The sequence below is a fragment of the Streptomyces bathyalis genome, assembly GCF_015910445.1.
Lineage (GTDB): Bacteria > Actinomycetota > Actinomycetes > Streptomycetales > Streptomycetaceae > Streptomyces > Streptomyces bathyalis.
Map to the genome: position 1 here is coordinate 3,162,156 of NZ_CP048882.1, position 18,988 is coordinate 3,181,143.

Genomic DNA, 18,988 nt, shown 5'->3' on the forward strand with positions numbered 1-18,988 from the left:
GGACCACTTCATGGGCCCGAGGGCGAGACAAAGGTCCCGCTCCCGCGGATGTGCCTTCTTGCCGAAGCACTGATGCCCGCGTGCCCCGGCCTCCCGACAGCAAACGTCAGCAATTCGAGGCGAGTTGTACGTGCCTCCCGGGCACCTGTCAGCCCGCAGCGGCCCAGGAGGGCAGAGCCGCTTTCATGTACGCCGGCCGCCTGCGGGGCGTCCTGACCGGGCGGGCCCTGTGGGGCGCCCGCAGGCAGGTCCCGCCAGGAAACCGCTGGCTGCGGGCCGTTGCCGCGTGCTGTGCTGGCTCGCGTGACTTCATCCCCGCCGTACTCGTCGTACGACGACGCCCAGCCCTCGGGCGATCCGCCGGCGGAGGCGCTCGCTTGGGCCGCCGAAGTCCTCGGCTCGGGAACGGCTGCCGACGTGCGCGCCGTTCGCGCCCTGGGCGGCGGCAGCCACGCCTCCACTCACCTGCTGCAGGCCGCCGATCCTGAACGGCAGGCCGTGCTGCGGCGCTTCCCGCCCGGCGACGACTCCGCGGCCCGCGAGGAGAAGGTCCTGAGGGCGCTCGACGGCCTGGACGGCTTCGCCCCGCGTCTGCTGGGCGTCGATCCGCACGGCGAACGGTGCGGGCTGCCCACCGTTCTGATCACGCGTCTTCCGGGCCGGGCCGATATCACCCCGGCCGATCCGGACGCCGCGGCGGCGGCACTCGGGCACGCCCTCGCCCGCCTGCACGCACTCCCCCACGCCCGCCTCGCCGGGTTCCGGGACGGCATGACCGCCACCCGCAGCAGCACCGGACCGGCCGCCGCGGCGCTGGACGGGCAGCTCGAACGGCTCGCCGCCCAGCCGCGGGTGCTGGCCCACTTCGACTACTGGTCGGGAAACGTGCTGTGGCAGGACGGTTCGCTGAGCGGCGTGATCGACTGGGATGGTGCGGGCCTGGCTCCGCGCGGGTTCGATGTCGGCTGGTGCCGGCTGGACCTCGCCCTGCTGCACGGCCCGGACACCACGACGGCCGACACGTTCTGCGCTGCCTATCGGGACGCGGCCGGCATCCCACCGCCCGACGTGACGCTGTGGGACCTCTACACCCTCGCCCGTTCCCACCGCACCGTGGAGACCTGGGTCCCCAACTACGCGGGCCTCGGCCGCACCGACCTCACCGGCCGGGAACTTCGACGGCGCCACACCGCGTGGACGGCACGCTGTCTCGCTGCCGCCGGCCGGGCCTCCTGACGACAGCCCTACCCCAGCGGCGAGGTGCGCGTCCCGATCTTGTCCGTGGTCTCCAGAGGGACCCGCGTGCCGTCCGCGGCGAGCGCGGCGATCTCCTCCTCGGTGAGCCCGGCGTTGGCTCCCATCCGTACGTTGGCCTGCCATTCGTACGTTGGCCTGCCATTCGTACGGGCAGCCGGTCGTACGAGCAGTCGTTCGTGACGTACGCAGTCGGCACGGCCATGGACGCACTTCCTCTCCCGCACAGACCGCCCGGCCCGGATTCATGGTCCCGGGCCCGGGAACCGGGCACTTCCGGTGAGCCCCTGAACGGGTGAGTGAGCGGAAGGCGGATCCTGCGCTTTGCGGGTCGCCGGCATCGCCGGAACCTCAGACCGATCTGAGTATCCCGACGGATATCCGCAGGTGCCGGGGCGGCGTCACGCTGCCCGGCATGGAGTACAACCAGCCGCTCGCACACTGCCCCTACTGCCTGGGACCGCTGGGGCAGGGGGAGCAGAGAGAGGGGCAGGCGGACGAGCCCGCCAACTGCCCTTACTGCGCACTGCCGTTGACCGGCGAGGCGCACGAGGAGGTGCGGCGGATCGACGCGGAGCTGACCGGTCTGGAACAGCGACGCGCCGCACTGTACGGACGGCGGCAGACCTTGGTAGCCGGGCTGCGGGCCGCAGCGCAAAGCGCTGCCCGAGGCGCGTCGGCCCAGGGTGGGGCTCCGGGCGGTGCCTTCAAGGCCATGCCGGCGCACGGACCGGTGCCCCGGTCGTGGACCGCGGGCCGTGCCGAGACCTCCTCGTACACCGCACGCAATGTCCTGCTCGTGCTCGGCGGTCTGCTGCTCACCGTCGCCGCGCTCGCCTTCACGCTGCTCAGCTGGGGCAGCATGGGCGTCGGCGGCCGTGCGCTGGTGCTCGGTGGGCTGACCCTCGCCACCCTCGCCGTGCCGCTGCTCCTGTTGCGCCGCAAGCTGGTGGCCACCGCGGAGTCCGTCGCCGCGTTCGGTCTGGCGCTGTTGGCGCTGGACGCGTACGCACTGCACGAGGTCGCTCTCCCGTACGCGGACGGCCTCGGCTTCACGGCAGCCAGCGCGGCGTTGATCGCCCCGCTGTGGGCCGGCTACGGGCTGGCGCTGCCGGCACCCGGTCTGCGGCTGCCGCTGCCCTTCGCCGTCGTCGTCGCCCAACTCCCGCTCCCGCTTTGGGCGCTGACCCTCGACGGGACCTCGGACGCGTCGGTCTACACACTCGCCCTGGCGCTGCTGGTCACCTTCGCGGCGGACGTCGCACTGGCGGTGTCGCCGCAGAGGGACGGCATGGGCACCCGGGCCACCGCCCGGCCGGTACGGCTGACGGCCGCCGTGGCGGCGGTGCCGGTGGGCGCACTGATGATGAGCGTGACGCTGTCGCAGGAGTCCAACGACGTTGCCGCGGCCGCACGTTGGAGCGCCTTGCAGGTGGTGGCGGCGGCCGTCCTTCTGTTTGCGGGGCAGCGACAGCAGGCCCGTCGGCTGGCGATTCCGCTGGGCATGGCCGCCGGGCTGGTGCTGATCACGGCGCTGGGGGGCCTGGTGTGGGCCCTTGCCGGTGCCGAAGACACGGCGGACCCGGACTGGCGGATGCTGGTGTATCTGCTGTGCGCGATGGGCCTGTTGGGCGCGGTGCTCGTCCTGCGCGTGGCACGGGGGCGGAGCGCGCCGCAGTCGGCCGGACTCGTGGTGGCGGCCGCTGTCGTCCAGTGCGTTGCGCTGGTGTGGGTGCTGGTGCCGGTGGCGGAGGCGGTCTTCGGGCCGTTGTACTTCGTGACGCGGGCGTGGGAGGGGCCGCCGCTCGGCACGGTCCGGCAGGACGTCGGCAGTCACCACGAATGGACCGGCTCCGCCGCCACGCTGCCGATCCTCCTGCTGCTGGCCCTGTCGGTGCCGCTGATCGCCGGTGCGCTCGACCGGAAGGCAGGTGACGGTCAACGGCCGGGCGACGACGGCGCGTTGGGCCCCCTCAAGGCCACCGGATCGCCCCTCAGCCCCCGCTGGGTGGTGCCCCCGGTGCCCGTACGGTCCGTTCTGCCCGTACTGTTCGCCACCGTCGGCGCAACGTTGCCGCTGGCGCTGGGCCTGCCCTACGGGCCGACCGTGACCGTCGTCGCCGCACTGGCCATCGGCCTGCTCGCCACCGCGGCCACGGTGGCGGACGCCACCACCGGCGTGACCGCACTGGTGTCGGGTCTCGCCCTGGCCGGCACCGCGACCGGCTGGGCGCTCGCTCAACAGACCGCGACCCTGGCGGTGTTGGCCCTGCTGTGCGGTGCGTCCGCGGCGGCCGCGGCCTGGTCGCCGAAGGGCGGCCCCGGGCTCCGGGCCGCACTCGCGGCCTCGGCAGTGGCGTACGCGGCCGGGCTGGCCGGAGCGCTCGCCGCGGCTCTGCACTTCCCCGCGCACCAGGCCGCGTTCGCGGTGCTCGCGGTAGCCGTGGCCACCGTGCCGGCGGCGGCCCTGCTGGACCGCGGCGCGGATGCGACGGAGCCCGCGGCACGGAAGGCCATCGCATTCGCCGTCGAATGCACGGGCTACGCAACGGCGTTGGTCGCGCTCCTGCTCTGCGCCCCGTACCCGGGCACGCTCTGGCTCGCCCTCGCCCTCAGCGCCGTCTCCGCGGCGGGCGTCGCCCTCCGGCCCGACCGGCGTCCGGGCGCGGGCCATGCGTCGGCGGCTCTGCTCGTACTCGCCACGTGGGTACGGCTGTTCGCCTCCGACATCTCCACCCCCGAGGCATACACGCTGCCCGTCTCCGCCGCCCTGCTGCTCATCGGCTGGCTGCGCAGGCGCCGTTCGGGCAGCGGCGCGGGCTCAGCTGCCCGGGTGTCGTCGTGGTGGGCGTACGGCGGCGGGCTCACCTTCACCTTCGTGCCGAGCCTGGTCATGGTGCTGAGCGACCCGTACTGGCTGCGCCCACTGCTGCTCGGCACAGGCGCTCTGGGCACCACCCTCGCGGGCGCCCGGTGGCGGACGCAGGCGCCACTGCTGCTCGGCGGGGTCACCCTCGCGGCGGTCGGCGCTCACGAACTCGCCCCGTACGTCGCCCAGGTCGCGTGGCTGCTGCCCCGATGGCTGATGCCTGCGCTCGCCGGGCTGCTGCTTGTCGTGGCCGGTGCCACGTACGAGCGGCGGCTGGAGGAGGCGCGACGGCTCAAGCGCGCCTGGCAGCGGCTGGGTTGAGGACCAGGCCGGCGTCCGCACGGCTCGAAGGACGCGAGCCGTGCGAGCCCCAGCCCCGTACCGATGCGTCAAGGCACGTCGGTACGGGGCTGACTCACGTCGCGCGCATGATCTCGCTCGGGGTTCGGCGGGAGAGCGCGCTGCAGCCCCCGCGTGGGCGTGACGTCTGGCGTGGTGCGGCCTCCGACGCTAGTCACGCCGTCCCGCGGGGCCGTGAGTAATCACTGCTCGTGACGGCCGACACATCGAGAAGAGGAACGGGCAGGTCCGCGCCGCGACGACCGCCCCCGCTGCCCGGCGGGCGAGCCGTGCCGCGGGATCGTCGACGTCCCCCGCCGGGCTTGCCGTGGGGCCTCGCGGATGCCGGGAGCCACCGGCCTCCGGCGGCGCGCGGCCGCGGTGACGGAGGAGGTGCTCCGGCCGCCGGGCATCGGGCTGCGGACCACTGCGGAGGTGTCAGCGGCCGGCCCGGTCCCCCGTGCCGTCCTGGTGCAGCGCCTCGGCGGTGGCCGTGCCGGTGACCCCGGCGACGGGGCCTTGGTAGAGGAGCCGACCGCCGTGCTTGCCGGGCCCGGGGCCCAGCTCGAGCATCCAGTCCGCTCGCCGGATGACGTCGAGGTTGTGCTCGATCAGTACGACCGTGTGCCCATGGTCGACCAGGCCGTCGAGGAGGCCCAGCAGAGTGTCGATGTCCTGCATGTGCAGGCCGGTGGTGGGCTCGTCGAGGATGTAGAGGGCCGGAGCGGTCGAGTCGCGAAGGGCCTTGGCGATCTTCACGCGCTGGCACTCGCCTCCGGAGAGGGTCGTCAGCGGCTGGCCGAGGCGGAGATATCCCAGCCCGACCTCGTCGAGGTGTCGCACGGCCCTGACGATCGCGCGGTCCGGGAGCCGATGGATGGCCTCGCTGATCGTGAGGTCGTCGATGTCGGCGATGGACATACCGTCGACGGTGTACCTGAGAACCTCGGGCCTGAAGCGGCGGCCCTGGCAGGTGTCGCAGACCGTTTCCTGATCCTCCATGAACGCGAGGTCGGTGCAGATGGTCCCGAGGCCCTGGCAGCCGGGGCAGGCGCCGTCGGAGTTGGCGCTGAACAGGCCGGCCGCGACGCCGTGGTGGCGGGCGAAGAGCTTGCGGAGGGGAGCGGTGATCCCTGTGTAAGTGATCGGCGTCGAGCGGCGGTTGGCGCTGACCGGCCTCTGGTCGATGACGACGGCGTCGTGCTGGTCGATCAGTTCGCCCGCCAGGCTGCTCTTCCCGGAGCCGGCCACGCCGGTGAACACGGTCATCACGCCCGTGGGGATGTCCGCGGTCACGTTCTTGAGGTTGTTGCGCGTGGCGCCGGCCACGGTGATCTGCCCACGAGGCGTTCGCGGGTCCTCCTTGACGCGCCGGTGCTGCCTCAGTGCGGCAGCGGTGGCGGTCCCGGCCCGGCACAGTCCTTCGAACGAGCCCTGGTAGACAAGGGTGCCGCCCTGCTCGCCCGCCCCCGGCCCGACCTCGATGACCTGGTCCGCGACGGCCATGACAGCGGGGTCGTGCTCGACGACCAGGACGCAGTTGCCCTTGTCGCGCAGCCGGCCCAGCAGGTCGGTCATGGAGGCGACGTCGTGGGGGTGGAGCCCGACCGTGGGCTCGTCGAAGACGTAGATCATCTCCGTGAGGCTGCTGCCCAGGTGGCGGAGGGTCTTGATCCGCTGCGACTCGCCGCCGGAGAGCGTCGTGGTGCTGCGGCCGAGGTGGAGGTATCCGAGCCCGATGGCGACCATCGCCTGCAACCGGTCGGTCAGCGCGGACACGACCGGCGCCACGCTCGCCTCGGTCACCCCCTTGACCCGCTCCGCGAGTTCGCTGACCTCCATCCGGGCCATCTCGCCGATGGTGTGGCCCAGCACCGTGGCGCTCCGGCTCTCCTTGTGCAGACGGTCCCCGTGGCAGTCCGGGCACATCTCGGAGCGGGTGAACTCGGTGAGCGTCTTCTTCTTGCGCTCGGACATGTCGTCGGAGCTGCGCAGGTAGATGCGCTCGAACCGCTCGACCACGCCCTGGTACTCCCTGGGAAGCCTCTTCGCCGACGCTCCGGCAGCCCGGGCGCCGTACAGCAGCGCGTCCCGCTCGTTCCGGCTCCAGTGGCGCAGCGGCCTGTCGAGCGGGAACACCCCGACGTCGGCGAAGTGGGAGTACCAGTAGCCGCCGGGTGCGAATCCGGGCAGCAGCACGGCGCCCTCGTTCAGCGACTTGTCCAGGTCGACGAAGCGGTCCACGGCGCTGGCCACGACCTCGCCGATGCCCGAGCACGTGGGGCACATGCCGGCCGGTTCGTTGAAGGAGAAGCACGTGGCCTCGCCGACGTGCGGAGTGCTCACCCTGGAGAACAGAAGACGCAGGTACGTCCAGATGTCGGTGATCGTGCCCACTGTGGAGCGGGCATTGCCGCCCAGCCGACGTTGGTCGATCACCACCACCGGGGAGAGCCCGTCGATGTGGGTGACCTCGGGGCGGGCCCACTTCGGCAGACGGTTGCGGGTGAAGGGCGGATAGGTCTCGTTGAGCTGGTAGTTGGCCTCGGCGGCGATCGTGTCGAAGACGAGCGAGGACTTGCCGGAGCCCGAGACCCCGACGAAGACCACGACCTGCGCGCGCGGCACATCGATGTCGAGCCGGCGAAGGTTGTGCGTGCGGGCTTCGCGGATCCGGATGCTGTGATGCGCCATGGCGGGGACCCTAGGACATGATGTGGCCGGAAATTGGCCTCAAATTCCGGCACACTGCAGTCGTGGCCGACGTGATGCAACGAACCCTCGCGCTGCTGGTCGTGCTGCAGTCCGGAAGGAGGTTCTCGGGCGGGGAGCTTGCGGCCCGCCTGGACGTTCCCCCGCGCACCCTCCGGCGCGACATCGGCCGGCTGCGCGGCTACGGGTATCCGGTCGAGACGCAGCCCGGGCCGGGCGGCTACTACCAGCTCGCGGCCGGGCAGACCATGCCACCGCTGGTGCTCGATGACGACGAGGCCATCGCCACGCTCCTGGGTCTGGCAGCGCTCGGCGCCACCGGCAGCGCGAGCGAGGGAAGCCTCGACGAGGCGGCGATCCGCGCCTACGGCAAGGTGGACCAGTATCTGCCCAAGCGGCTGCGTCCCCGGGCGGCAGCGCTGCGGGACAGCCTTGAGGCAATGCCGACGCCCGCGCCCAGTCCGAGCGCGAAGACGGTCAGCGCCCTCGCCGAGGCGATCGCTCGGCAGCACCTCGTGACGATCCACTACGTCGGGGCGAGCGGCGAGGCGACCACCCGCCAGGTCGAGCCGCATCGCCACATCCACCTGCACATGCGCTGGTACCTGCTGGGCTGGGACACGGACAAGGAGGACTGGCGCGTCTTCCGCCTCGACCGCGTGGCCGAACTGCGGGTGCACAGCCGCACGTTCTCGCCGCGCCCGCTTCCGGCCGAGACCGCCGGCGCCTATCTGCGGGAGGGGATCAACCGGTACCGGCAGCGCGTGGTGCTGACCATCGACGCCCCCGTGACAGCGGTGGCGGAGGCCTTCTACCGCCAGGACGTCGATCTCACCGCGACGGAGGGAGGCAGGACCCGCGCCGTGCTGATGCTGGATTCCTGGCAGTGGCTGCTGCCGGCGCTCGCCTTCCTCGACGCCGACGTCACAGTCGAGGAACCCGAGGAATTCCGCACGGCCTTCCGGGACTTCGGCGCCCGCCTCACACGCGCCTGACCCGCCCCACCGTCCCGCAACTCGCGGCATCACGCGGGCCGGCAGCTCCAGAACCGCGGAAACACCGACTCCAGCGCGTAGTTCATCGACACGCCTGCAACCTGCCCGGCCCATGGGACGCCGGGTGCCGCACGGCATGGCTCAGCGCGTGAGGTCCATGCGCTGAGTGCCGGTGACCGAGAGCAGCGCCAGCGCCTCCTCGGAGGGCGAGCCTGGGTCAGCGGTGTAGATCACGACCTGCTGGTCGCGGTCGGTGATGGCGAGGGCATCGCAGTTGACGGTGACCGGACCGACCAGCGGGTGCTGGAGCGTCTTGCGCAGGGCCGGTTCGGCGGACACGTCGTGGGACTCCCACAGCCGGACGAACTCTTCGCTCCCGGCGAGCAGTTCACCCACCAGCTCGGCCACGTCCGGATCGTCGGGGTAGCGGGCGGCGGCGGCACGAAGGCGCTGCGCCGAGGTGCGGGCGAAGGCGTCCGCGTCCGAGACCCCGTACAGCCGCTGCCCCCGCGTGTGCGGCCCGAGGAAGACGCGGCGCACGAGGTTGCGGTCGCGACGCGGCAGGGCGGAGAAGTCCTCCATCAGGGCTGCCGCGAGGCCGTTCCAGGCGAGCACCTCGAAGGACGCGGACGTCACGATCGCCGCCGCCCGCGGCAGCCGCTGCAGCAAGTCGAGGATGCTCTGCCGTACCTCGCGCGAGGGCCCCGTCGGCGGGAGCGGCGGTGCACCGGCGAGGTGGTGGAGATGGTCCCGCTCGGCGTCCGACAGGCGCAGGGCCCGGGCCAGCCCGGCCAGCACCTCGCGCGACGGACGCGGGCCGCGGGCCTGCTCCAGGCGCGTGCAGTACTCCGTGGATATGAAGGCCAGCTGCGCCACCTCCTCACGGCGCAACCCAGGGGTGCGGCGGCGCGGCCCGGCGGGCAGCCCCACGTCAGCGGGGCTGATCCGCTCGCGCCTGCTGCGCAGGAAGTCCGCCAGTTCTCGTCGGTCCACACGCCCAGTGTTGCGGAGCCCGGACCGCCCAGCCAGGTACGGCCGGTGCCTGGATCGGCTCCGCGGACCGGCGCACGCTCGCTGCCATGGACAACACACTCACCGGCAGCACCTCCGCCGCCCCTGCCGCCCTGGGGCTGCTGGCCGGCAAGGTCGCCTTCATCACGGGTGCCGGGCGCGGCATCGGCGCCGCCGCGGCTCGGCTCTTCGCCCGAGAGGGCGCCCGCGTCCTGCTGGCCGCCCGTACGGAGGCCCAGCTGGAGGCCGTGACAGACGAGATCCGGGCAGCGGGCGGCATCGCGGACCACGTGGTGTGCGATCTGGCCGGCACAGCCGGAGTGCGCGCCGCCGTGGACCGCGCCGTCGACCTGTACGGCCGGCTCGACATCGCCTTCAACAACGGCGCGACGATCCAGCGGCCCGGCCCGATGGACCAGATGCCGGAGGACGACTTCGACCGCATCTACGCCGTGAACCTCAAGAGCGTCTGGCTGGCCATGGTCGCCGAGGTCGCCGCCATCCGGGCCACCGCCGGAACGGGGGCCATCGTCAACAACTCCTCCGTCGGCAGCCTGAGGGGCAACCCCGAGCTGCCCGCCTACGCCGCCATGAAGCGGGCGGTCAACAGCCTTACCGAGTCGGCTGCCGTCACCTATGCGCCGGAAGGCATCCGCGTCAACGCGATCGCCCCCGGCGGCACGCTGACCGACATGATCCGCACCTGGGAAGCGGATTCCCCGGGTCTCGTCGAGCGGCTCAAGGCTCATACGCCACTGGGCCGCACGGCCGATCCCGAAGAGGTCGCCCAGGCCGCCGCGTGGCTCCTCAGTGACCGTTCCTCCTTCGTGACCGGCACGGTCCTCCGGGTCGACGGCGGCGCGCGGGCCTGATCCGGGAAGGGCGCTGCGCACGGGCGCCGTGGCCCCTCCCGTACGCGGGAGGGCGCCGCGGCCCCTCCCGTCTTCGGAAGGGGCCTCTCACCTGGGAGCTGCCTTGCCGGCTCCGACGGCTTCCACGCACGGAGGCGGTCTCTACGCTGCGGTGCCGCCCTGGATGGCCTCAGGGCACCGTAGACGCTCAGGCCATCTTGATCGTTTCGGTGGGACGCTTGCGAAGGGCCATCTGTACGGGCAGCCCGATCGACACCAGCGTGAGCGCCAATGTCGCGCCGACGATGCCGACGACCGCGGTGACGGGCAGGTACGGCACGCTGGTGTGCAGGGTGTTGCGCAGGATCGGGATGATCGTCAGTGTGGCGACGACACCGCCGAGGATCAGTGAGGTCAGCCCGAGCAGGACGGCCTCCCAGGCGGCCATCCGCCGGAGGTCGCCGGGAGTGGCGGAGACGACCCGGAGCAGCGCGAGTTCTCGGCGACGCTCGTGGCTGATCACCGCCAGAAGGTTGGAGGCCGCGATCGCGGCGAAGCCCGCGTAGAGACCAGTTCCGGCGTAGTCCAGCCACGCCCAGGACGGATCCTGGGCGACACCCCTGACGTGTTCGGTCGTCGTATGTACTGCGATCTTCATCGTGGCGAAAGCAACACCCAGCACCACCGGGACCACGGCTGCGGAATACCTGCGGGTCTGGGAGCGGACATTGAGCATCGCGGCCTGGGCGGCCGGTCCGAACGGCCGCAGCAGCACCGAGGCCAGCGCCGCGGCGGGCCCGATGATGCGTGGACCGAGCAGACCGATACCCGCGCAGAAGAGAATCATTACGAGCATGGCGCTTTGTGTGGCCTGATCGGGCGTCTGCTCTGCGGTCATCCTCAAGGCCGCAATTCCACCAGCCACGGCGAGCACCCCGAATGCGGTACGCACCAGCCCGAGTTCGCAGCGCGGACTGGCGGACTCTGCCACCGCCCGGGCCGGGCGCAGCGCCGCCATCCGGACCGAGGCGATGATCCCCGCGACCGCCGAGGTCAGCACCGCGACCCCGAGCGCGGCCGGAAGGGCGGCCCAGGTGAAGGAGAAGGTCGAGCTGGGCGAGACCACACCGCTGTCGATCATTCCGCGAAAGCCCCACCATCCGAGGGCTCCGCCGAGACCGAAGCCGAGCACGGCGGCGGGCAGGGCGGCGGTCACCGCCTGGAGGGCGACCGCCCGGCGGATCTGCCAGGGCCGCGCGCCCACCGCCCGCAGCATCGCGAACTCACGCTGCTGCTGGACCACCGCTGTGCTCATGGTGGAGGCCACTACGAAGATCGCCAGGTAGATCGAGATCATCAGCATGACGATGGCTATTGCCTCGAGGTCATCGTTGGTCGCACTGTTCAGCAGCATGACGGAGGTGCTCACCACGGTGGAGGCGAACAGCAACGCGACGAAGGTTCCCGCGAAGGCAGCGGGCCGGGACCTCAACGAGGCTCGAGCGATACCCGCGGTCATGCCCGGCTCCCCTGGTGCGTCTTCGACGGCGGAACCGGCACGGGCACCGTGCGTCTGCTCGCCTCGAATATCCGCTCGCGGATCCGCTGCGGGTCGGTGTCGGTGGTGTCGTGGGCGATCTCGCCGCTCGCGAGGATGACGACCCGGTCCGCCCACGCCGCGGCACCGGGCTCGTGCGTGACCATGACGACGGTCACGGAACGCTCATCGACCAGAGAGCGCAGCAACGCCAGAACGTCGGCTGCGGCAGAGGGGTCCAGCGCTCCGGTCGGTTCGTCGGCGAACACCACCTCCGGGTTGTTGATCAGTGACCGGGCGATCGCCACCCGCTGCTGCTCGCCTCCGGACAGCCGGCCGGCCCGGGCTTTGACGTGCCGCTCCATACCGACGAGGGTCAGCACCTCCACAACCCGTTCCCGGTCGAGCTCAGCCCCGGCGAGCCGCAGCGGCATCAGGACGTTCTGCTCGACGGTCAGAGCGGTCAGGATGTTGTACGCCTGGAACACGAAGCCGATGCGTTCCCGCCGTATCGTCGTGAGCCGCCGCTCCATCATGCGGCTCAGCTCGAGGTCGCCCAGCTTCACCGAGCCCGAGGACGGCCGGTCGAGCCCGGCGGCGCACTGCAGGAGCGAGCTCTTGCCCGATCCGGAGGGCCCCATCACCGCGGTGAAGGATCCTTTCGCGATCGCCGCGTTCACGCCTCGAAGGGCATGCGTGGCGTTCTTGCCGCGTCCGAACCTCTTGTGCACTCCGGTCAAGGTGACTGCCGACGTGACTGCCGGCTCGATTCCGTCCATGTGCAGCAGCGTCGTGGTCGGAGCCCACCCGCCACCACGGGGGAAGCCACCCATCCGGCTTCCGGATAACCGGAAAGCAGTTGGCGAACACCCCGGTGGCCGCCTGCCCCTGACGCGGGCGACGTCAGGACGGCATGGCCGTCACGAACACCCCCGACTCTGCGCGTTCAGACGCCGAGGTAGCGCAGGACGGCGAGGACGCGGCGGTGGTCGTCCGCGGATGGCGGGAGGCCGAGTTTGGTGAAGATGCTGGAGACGTGCTTTTCGATCGAACTCTCGCCAAGGAAAAGGGACTTGGCGATCACGGAGTTGGTGCGGCCCTCGGCCATGAGTTCCAGGACCTTGCGCTCCCGCTCCGTGAGGCTGTCCAGCGTGTCCGACCCCCGGCGTTCGGCGGCCAGGAGCTGGGTGACGACCTCCGGATCGAGGACGGTCTCGCCGGAGGCGATCCGGGCGAGGGCGTCGATGAACTCGCCGAAGTCGGCGACCCGGTCCTTGAGCAGGTAGCCGACCCCGCCCGCGCCTTCGGCGAGCATCCGTGCGGCGTACCTCGTCTCGATGTACTGCGAGAAGACCAGGACCCCGAGCCCCGGATGGTCCCGGCGCAGTGCGATGGCGGCCTTGAGGCCCTCGTCGGTGAAGGTGGGCGGCATGCGGATGTCGGCCACGGCGATATCGGGCTGGTGCTCGTCCACGGCCTCGCGCAACGCGTCGCCGTCACCCACCGTCGCGACGACGTCGTGGCCGTACGCGTCGAGCAGCTGGGCGAGGCCGTCTCGCAGGATGACGGCGTCTTCGGCGATAACGATGCGCATCGTATGCGGCTCACACGTATAGAGGGAGTTCGACGGTCACCACCGTAGGTCCTCCGTGAGGGCTGTCGATCACCAGTCGCCCGTCGACCGTGCCCAGGCGCTCGGCCAGGCCGGCCAGGCCGCCGCCCTCCAAAATGCGGCCGCCCCCGGCGCCGTCGTCGCGGACCACGATCCGGAGAAGCCCGTCCTCCTCGGTCACCGTCACGGCGGCCTGCCGTGCCTGGCTGTGTTTCGCCACGTTGGCCAGCAGCTCGGCCGTACAGAAGTAGGCAATGCTCTCGATCGCGGGCGAGGACCGCTCCGGGAGCGTCACCCGCAGGCGTACGGGCACGGAGCCGGACGCGGCGAGCGTGGCCAGCGCCGCGTCGAGGCCCTTGTCCAGGATCGGGGGGTGGATGCCGCGCACGAGGCTGCGAAGCTCGACGAGCGCGTCCTTGGCGTTCTGATGGGCCCCGCTGATGAGCCCACTCAGCGCCGGATCGGCCGTGGGCAGTACGGCGAGTCTGTCCTTGGCCGCGCTCAAGTGCATGGCCAGCGTGACGAGACGGACCTGGGCGCCGTCGTGCAGGTCCTGCTCGATCCTGCGGAGCCGTTGGGCCGAATCCTCCACGGCGTGCGCCCGGGTCTCCTCCAGATGCTGGATGCGCCGCGCGGAAGCGGTCGGGCCGAGGAGATACCGCAGCAGGGCCGTGTCCACGAGGAGCAAGGCACGGAGCACCCACGGCGCTGCCAGCAGGAGCACCGCCCCCAGGGCGGATGCGAGGAACGCGCGAGGCCAGGTGTCGAAGTGGAAGTCGCCGTTCGGTGTCGGGATGGACAAGCTCGACGGCCATAGGGCTTGCCACCACAGCGGATAGCACAGATGCGCGATGCCGCTTCCCCATGTCAGCAGCACAACCACGGCCTCGGCCACGCCGAGGGGGCCCTTCAGGAACAGGTACGCCAACGTCCGCCAGCCGACAGCGTCACTCAGCCCTGACCGGATCCACCCGAGGACTCCTGGCGCCCGCCGTACGCGCTCGGGGGTCGTTACCGCGACGCCGAGCAGGCGGACCAGTCCCCGGTGAAGGCTTCCCAGCCCCCGGGCCCCTCTCAATACGATGACGAGCCACGGCAGGCCGATGAGGGTGAGGCTCAGGAGGACGCCTACAGAGGTCGCGATGTACGCGTACACGAAGCCCAGCACGGCGATCGGAAGCGCCACCAGCACATAGCCGAGCTCCCTCAGGGCCCGCTGGTTCAGCGGTGACCAGCGGGCGATGTGCACGGCTGTCGGCCTCCTTCTTTCACCGGCACTGACCAAGTGTGCGGCACGCTCACGTGAACGGATTCAAGCGGAACCCGAACCGTCCCCGTGAACGGCGGTCAGTTCCCCTCGGCCTTCTTATGGGTGGAGGGCTTGTCCTTGGTGCAGGTGATGTCCTTGGCGGGCAGGTCGCCTCCGAGGAGGTAGCGGTCGACGGTGGTGTCGACGCAGGGGGCGCCGTGGTAGGCGAGGTACGTGACGTGGCCGCCGCTGCCCTTCTGTGTGACCATCCGGGAGCCGGTCAGCGCGCGGTGCATGGCCAACTGGCCGGAATAGGGCGTGGTCGAATCCTCGGTCGAGCCGACGACCAGGGCGGGCACGTTGTTGTGGACCTTGGTGGACGGCTCCGCCGGGCCGGCCGGCCAGAAGGTGCACGGGGTGACGTTGCGGTTGGGCGGTCCGTAGAACCCGTCGTCCGCGTAGTGGGCCTGGATGTCGCGGTAGTTGGTCTCCGGGTCACGGGAGACCGCCCGGTCCGCGCACAACGTGGCCGCGCTGGCGCTTGCCTCCGTGGCCACCTCGTTGGACAGGGTCTGGGCCAGGAACTGGTCCTGCTCCTTCGTTGGCTTGACCTCCTTCCCGCGGGCGGCGTCGAGGAACATCTTCAGGAGGGACGTCGCCCGCTTGTAGGACGTCGGGTCATCGGGGTCCGGGCCGATGCCGAGGCTCCGGAGGTTGTTGGCGTTGATGCGGTGACGGCCGATGCGCAGCGTGCGGTCCTTGTCGGCCACCTGCCGATAGTGGTCGAAGGTGGCCAGGACCCGGGCGGTGGTGGTGCCCAGGTGGTATCGGTCGTCGTAACGAGACGCCCAGGCCGCCCACTTACGCAACTCCTTGGCCTGGACCGGAGCGTTCTCCCTGTCGGAGGCCGGCCCCCAGGTGTGGGGGTCGGGGGAGCTGTCCAGCACGGTCCGCCCCAGGCGGCCGGGGAACATCTGGCTGTAGACGGCGCCCAGGTAGCCGCCGTAGGACCAGCCCAGATAGGAGAGCTTCTTCTCACCCAGCGCGGCCCGGACCACGTCCATGTCCCGGGCGATGTTGCGCGTGGAGAGGTGCGGCAGCACCTTCTGGTGCTTGGCGCAGCGCGCGGCCATGTCCTTGTTGAGCGCGACGCTGCGCTTGAAGCTGCGCCGGTCCGGGCCGACGAACGTGGAGGTGTTGGTGATCCGGTTGGTCCAGCCGCATTCCAGCACGGTGCCCCGGCTGGATGCCATGAACCGCGGGTCCAGGGACACCAGGTCGTAGCGGGAAGCGACCTTCGGCGAACCCTTGGGAATGTACGGCGGGAAACCTCCGACCACCCAGTTGATCCCGCTCTTGGACTCGCCCGGACCACCGGTGTTGATCACCAGGGTGCCCAGCTTGTGGGCCTTGTCGGTGGCCGCGCGCCGGGCGATGGACACCTTGACCGTACGGCCTTGCGGTTTGCGGTAGTTCAGCGGCACGGTGATCTCCGCGCACTTCGCCTTCACCTTCTCCAGCTGCTTGCCGATCTCGTCCTTGCCACCGGACTTGCACCGGTGCCAGTCGATCTTCTGCTGCTCGAACTGGTCCAGCGCGTCATCCGCCTGGTCCCCCATCGCCAACTGCGCACCGGACGCACTTCCTGCGACCACCAATACGGCTGTCGCCGCCGCCCCGGCCAAGACCCGCTTTCGCCCTCGCATCAATGCTCCCCCTACGGTCACGCCGGCCGGGCGATTCCCGGTTGGCACCTCGGAACCGTACGGATCACATCGGCGCCGCCACGACAGGGCTGTCCACCCGACTGGCTACGGCTACCCGGAATCGCCGGGTGGGGCCAGCCCCCGCATTGCCGAGACGGTGGTGGTTGGTTCGGGCCGATCTCACCCTTGCTCTGATGGTGGCTCAGGTGAGTGCCGGACACAGAAATTGAGTCCCTGCAGGACAGAAGACCGACCAAGATCCGACTGCTTGATGGAGGTTCGCCGGGTGCTCAGTCTGCTGCCGGGCCCGCCCTGTCCATCAGGTCGACGCGCACAGCCCGCATCACGCCGCGTGCAGCAGTTCGTTGGATCAGCGTCGCCGTGCAGGGCAAGCCCCGCTGGCGTTCGTCGGAGGCATAAGCAGCCACAGCTGCGGCGACCAGTGCGCACCCACATGTCCAGAACAGCGCCGTGTTTCCGGCTCCTCGTGTGCTTCGCCAGTCCCCTCACGAGGCACCGCCAGCCCGGCGGTGCGTTCGCAGAGCACTGACGGTCGCCGAAACGACCAGGTCACGGCGGATACGGCTCATCGTGGATGCTGTTGGAGCCGCCTGGGGGAGTCGAACCCCCGACCTACGCATTACGAGCGAGGCGACGGATCTCGCGTACGTCGCTGACCTCGTGGTTGTCGCCGGAGTGGGCCTCAGACGCTGGATCTGTGGACCTGATTCGCAGGGTGTGCGGACGCCGGGTTAGCAAATCATTAGCAGGGCCGGGCGGAGGGCAGCGGTCGAGCTGGTCGGCATCTTCATCACTCAGCGTCACCGATAGTCTTGCCACGCTAGTGGTCGAACTCGTGGCCTTCGAGGGTGCGGTCGCGGATGTACTCGCGCTCCAGCCTAGACATGGCCGCGAGTACGGTGAACACGATCCCGGCTAGCGTACGGCGGGGTCGGCACGCTGAGCACCTTGGCGAGGAGCGTTCCATGAGGGTGTTTCAGGAGCAACCATTCATAAAACAGGACTCACTGGACTGTCCGGCTTCCGGGCCCGGGGCGATGGAACGCCAGGCGGTGGAAGGCCTGCGCCGGCATCAATGCCACCAGGAAGTCAGCGTAAGTTTCCAGCTCGTCCAAGGTGCCCGGGTTCTCCAGGCACACCACGATGCGCGGACCGTCGCCGCTGTCGCGCACCGCTCCGGCCTCGATCACCTTGCTCCCCCACCGCTCCCACATCGGGTGCGCCTCCATGCGCTCCACGTTGGCGTACGGCATCGGGAAGTCCTGCCACGCGCCGAGCCTTTTCGCCGCCAGCGTGCCGGTACGCACTGCGTGAGCCAGCCTCGCGGACTCCACCGCCGCGATCTGAATCCGCCGGACCATCGGGACAAGGCGGCATGCCCTAATCAGTAAGCCTTCAGGCACGGATCGGACCAGGTCGCACTGGTCACGCAACGTCGGGGCGCCAAGCAGCTGTCGGCGGGCATCGGCTCTGAGGCCCGCCTCCATCTCAGGCGGCAGAAGATCGACGGGGACACCGATCAGGCGGGATAGGTTCTCCTTGACACGGGCGACCACCAAATCGACCGCAGCCTCCAGGTCGCCAGCGTCGATCTCCTCATCCGTGTCCCGGTTGAACAGCGTCAGCAGTTCGACAAACTCAAGCGCTGATCCCTCCTTGACCGGGCCCGTTGCGATGTTCTTCAGGCGCTGGGTACGGCCCTGGCGCTTTGCCTTCCGATCGGCAGCACTCTGCCGGGCGATCGCCGCTTCCTGCGGCGAGCAGACTTGGACGTCCATGCCTACGCGGTGGCGCAGCTGCGTAAGGTTCTCGATGACCGCTTCCCGCAGGAGAGCGACATCCGGTTCGGACAGAGTGGCGATCAACGAGATCGGGCCCATCGTCAAGGCGCCTTGCCGCGCATGGTCTGCCAGCAGCCGCGCCCGCTCGACGGTCTCTTCGCTGAGTGCCGACTCGCTACCTCCGCCCCCGGTGTACAGCCTGGGAAGTCTCGGCAGGAAGCCTCGCTTCTGCCACCGCTCAATCTGCGCCTGAGACGCCCCAGACAGCTCCATCAGCTCGCGCATCGCCGTGCTCGTGGTCCTCGCCATGGGCAGAGCGTAGAACCTCGCGAAGTCTCGGGATCGCCCCTCCCATAGCCCCCTTGGTGACATGACGTCGTGCCGCCCGGCACAGACAGAGCCGCCGTGTTTCGGCGGGACAAGCCAAGGAGATCTTCGTGACCATCCAGATCGCGCCGCTGTCGGTCCTGCTCATCGTCGTGGGCATCACCGTGGGCATCTCGGTCTTCAAGTACACCGCGCGGGCGCACGGCGCCGTCGGCCGCGGGGACGTGGTGGCGTCGATTACCTCAGGGGCCACCGTCGCGACGCTCCTCGCGCTACTGCTCACCCCCGGCTTCGGACAGCCGAAGGCTCCTGCCTCGCCGACGACGAACCCGCCTACGGCTGTGTCCCCTCGGTGAGTGCGAGCCCTACGGCACGCCCCCCAGGGAAACTGGACAAGTATCGCCCACCACGCATGAAAAAACGCCAGCTCACGCGAGGCCCAACCGTCGCGCCAGCTGCCCGCCAGCGCAAGGTGGCGGAGTGGCCGTCAGGGACCGGTGGTATGCGTCCCTTTCTGGCAAGGTGATCCTGGAGGCGGTTGAGGGACCGATCAGTTGAGGCATCGCCACCGTGGGGAAGAACGACGGCTTGTCGATCTTCGGGTTGGACCACTCCCAGGTCCCCTGGTCCACCGTCCGCAGTCCCTTGTTCACGTTGTCCACCCAGTAGGTGAGGTCAGGACGCAGCACGCGCACATGGGTTCCGGCCTGCTCCCCAACGCGGC

General features: G+C 70.4%; 14 protein-coding genes. 5 read left to right on the forward strand and 9 right to left on the reverse strand.

Annotation, left to right across the window (positions count from 1 at the left end; translation table 11 throughout):
• The first annotated feature begins 303 nt into the window (after positions 1 to 303).
• Positions 304 to 1,236, forward strand: coding sequence for a phosphotransferase family protein (locus G4Z16_RS13700; RefSeq protein ID WP_197351051.1), 933 nt, complete (start codon positions 304 to 306; stop codon positions 1,234 to 1,236).
• Between the two features lie 433 nt (positions 1,237 to 1,669).
• Complete coding sequence (locus G4Z16_RS13705; protein ID WP_197351052.1) at positions 1,670 to 4,444, forward strand: SCO7613 C-terminal domain-containing membrane protein; 2,775 nt, start codon at positions 1,670 to 1,672, stop codon at positions 4,442 to 4,444.
• Between the two features lie 456 nt (positions 4,445 to 4,900).
• Here the strand turns inward: G4Z16_RS13705 and G4Z16_RS32930 are convergent, their stop codons facing one another.
• The gene (locus G4Z16_RS32930) at positions 4,901 to 7,156 is read right to left on the reverse strand and encodes an ATP-binding cassette domain-containing protein (protein ID WP_197351053.1); all 2,256 of its coding nucleotides are present in this window, start codon (positions 7,154 to 7,156) and stop codon (positions 4,901 to 4,903) included.
• A gap of 62 nt (positions 7,157 to 7,218) precedes the next feature.
• Here G4Z16_RS32930 and G4Z16_RS13715 point away from each other — a divergent pair, with 62 nt between their 5' ends.
• Complete coding sequence (locus G4Z16_RS13715; RefSeq protein WP_246530836.1) at positions 7,219 to 8,169, forward strand: helix-turn-helix transcriptional regulator; 951 nt, start codon at positions 7,219 to 7,221, stop codon at positions 8,167 to 8,169.
• 141 nt (positions 8,170 to 8,310) lie between these two features.
• Here G4Z16_RS13715 and G4Z16_RS13720 read toward each other — a convergent pair whose 3' ends face one another.
• Entirely contained in the window at positions 8,311 to 9,162 is an 852-nt protein-coding gene (locus G4Z16_RS13720; RefSeq protein ID WP_197351055.1) for a helix-turn-helix transcriptional regulator, read from the reverse strand.
• Positions 9,163 to 9,248: 86 nt separating this feature from the next.
• Between G4Z16_RS13720 and G4Z16_RS13725 the strand changes: the two genes are divergently transcribed.
• Positions 9,249 to 10,052 (forward strand): SDR family NAD(P)-dependent oxidoreductase, encoded by an 804-nt coding sequence (locus G4Z16_RS13725; protein WP_197351056.1) that lies wholly within the window; start codon positions 9,249 to 9,251, stop codon positions 10,050 to 10,052.
• A gap of 187 nt (positions 10,053 to 10,239) precedes the next feature.
• Here G4Z16_RS13725 and G4Z16_RS13730 read toward each other — a convergent pair whose 3' ends face one another.
• From G4Z16_RS13730 to G4Z16_RS13755, 6 genes are all read right to left on the reverse strand, one after another.
• Positions 10,240 to 11,550: an ABC transporter permease gene (locus G4Z16_RS13730; protein ID WP_197351057.1), complete on the reverse strand. Its 1,311-nt coding sequence runs from the start codon at positions 11,548 to 11,550 to the stop codon at positions 10,240 to 10,242.
• Complete coding sequence (locus G4Z16_RS13735; RefSeq protein WP_197351058.1) at positions 11,547 to 12,347, reverse strand: ABC transporter ATP-binding protein; 801 nt, start codon at positions 12,345 to 12,347, stop codon at positions 11,547 to 11,549. The genes G4Z16_RS13730 and G4Z16_RS13735 overlap by 4 nt, the downstream gene beginning before the upstream one ends.
• Positions 12,348 to 12,514: 167 nt before the next feature.
• Positions 12,515 to 13,162, reverse strand: a complete 648-nt coding sequence (locus G4Z16_RS13740) for a response regulator (RefSeq protein WP_197351059.1) — start codon at positions 13,160 to 13,162, stop codon at positions 12,515 to 12,517.
• A 10-nt stretch (positions 13,163 to 13,172) separates the two neighbouring features.
• Positions 13,173 to 14,429, reverse strand: coding sequence for a sensor histidine kinase (locus G4Z16_RS13745; protein ID WP_197351060.1), 1,257 nt, complete (start codon positions 14,427 to 14,429; stop codon positions 13,173 to 13,175).
• Between the two features lie 98 nt (positions 14,430 to 14,527).
• Positions 14,528 to 16,084 carry an alpha/beta hydrolase gene (locus G4Z16_RS13750; protein WP_197351061.1) on the reverse strand — a complete coding sequence of 519 codons (1,557 nt, stop codon included), beginning with the start codon at positions 16,082 to 16,084 and terminating at the stop codon, positions 14,528 to 14,530.
• Between the two features lie 1,076 nt (positions 16,085 to 17,160).
• The gene (locus G4Z16_RS13755; protein ID WP_197351062.1) at positions 17,161 to 18,246 is read right to left on the reverse strand and encodes a hypothetical protein; all 1,086 of its coding nucleotides are present in this window, start codon (positions 18,244 to 18,246) and stop codon (positions 17,161 to 17,163) included.
• 128 nt (positions 18,247 to 18,374) lie between these two features.
• On the opposite strand from G4Z16_RS13755, the gene G4Z16_RS13760 reads away from it, so the two are divergent.
• A complete protein-coding gene (locus tag G4Z16_RS13760) occupies positions 18,375 to 18,620 on the forward strand; it encodes a hypothetical protein (RefSeq protein ID WP_197351063.1) in 246 nt (81 codons plus the stop codon).
• A gap of 72 nt (positions 18,621 to 18,692) precedes the next feature.
• Here the strand turns inward: G4Z16_RS13760 and G4Z16_RS13765 are convergent, their stop codons facing one another.
• Positions 18,693 to 18,953, reverse strand: a complete 261-nt coding sequence (locus G4Z16_RS13765; RefSeq protein WP_197351064.1) for a hypothetical protein — start codon at positions 18,951 to 18,953, stop codon at positions 18,693 to 18,695.
• Positions 18,954 to 18,988 lie beyond the last annotated feature (35 nt).